The organism is Paenibacillus roseus, from assembly GCF_016424485.1.
Taxonomy (GTDB): Bacteria; Bacillota; Bacilli; order Paenibacillales; family Paenibacillaceae; genus Paenibacillus_D; species Paenibacillus_D roseus.
The window spans coordinates 1-877 of sequence record NZ_JAELUP010000094.1 but is presented as its reverse complement, the minus strand read 5'-3'; the positions used below and the strand labels follow the sequence as shown (position 1 = coordinate 877).

The window sequence follows — 877 nt, the reverse complement described above, 5'->3', positions numbered from 1 at the left end:
GATGAAGAGTTTAAATAAAAAAGTGACTTTTTTAAACTATTAAATTTATCTTTTGCATAAGAAGTATCAAAATTAATAAAAGATGTCTTATTTTCTAACTTATTTATTAATTGTTGAACTTCATTTATTTGTATCTGTTGTAAAGAAAATGGTTCTATATTTAACAAATCAAAATTTAAAGAATTTTCTAATTTCTTCGAAATATTTGAAATTTCTCTTACTTTAATAACATCACCAGATTTTAATAATATTCCTGGCGTTGTTACTTTTTTTGAATTAATATATACGTGACCTTGAGAACATAAACAACGCGCTGCTGCAATAGATGGAGCAAATCCACTACGATAAATTGCTATATCTAACCGACTTTCTATTAAACATAAAAAATTCTTTGTATAATTTCCCGGCATTTTTTTAGCTTCAGCTAAATAAAATATAATTTTTTTTGTTGAAATACTTCCATAAAACAACGAAAATTTCTTAAGCGTTTGAATAATATCAGCGTATTCCTTAATACGATAAGATGAGGGAGATTGTTTATTACGTTGAGAATAAGCAGAAAGAAAATCACTATAACTATAAAGAAAATTAATAGGCCTAACAGGTAAGCCTAATACATTTATAGCAGAATTAGATTTATTTAAATTTAATTTCTTTTTAGATCGAAAAAAAATTGGATATAACCAATCTGACTTTCTTTTTATAAATTTAGATTCAATCTTATAAATAGAATGAAACTCTTCCTCTATATTCTCAGTTTCATTAACGACAATAGGATTTTTATTTGTATAATGTTGTTTTTCATAATATTCCTCAATTAGTATTGTACATAATTTTAAGGTTATTAATAATTTTAAAAATTTATTCATATAATCTA

At 23.5% G+C, this 877-nt stretch carries 1 protein-coding gene; it reads right to left on the bottom strand.

What is annotated here, in order from left to right:
- On the bottom strand, positions 1-877 hold an 877-nt coding region (locus JFN88_RS16300; protein WP_269846568.1), incomplete at both ends, for a S4 domain-containing protein.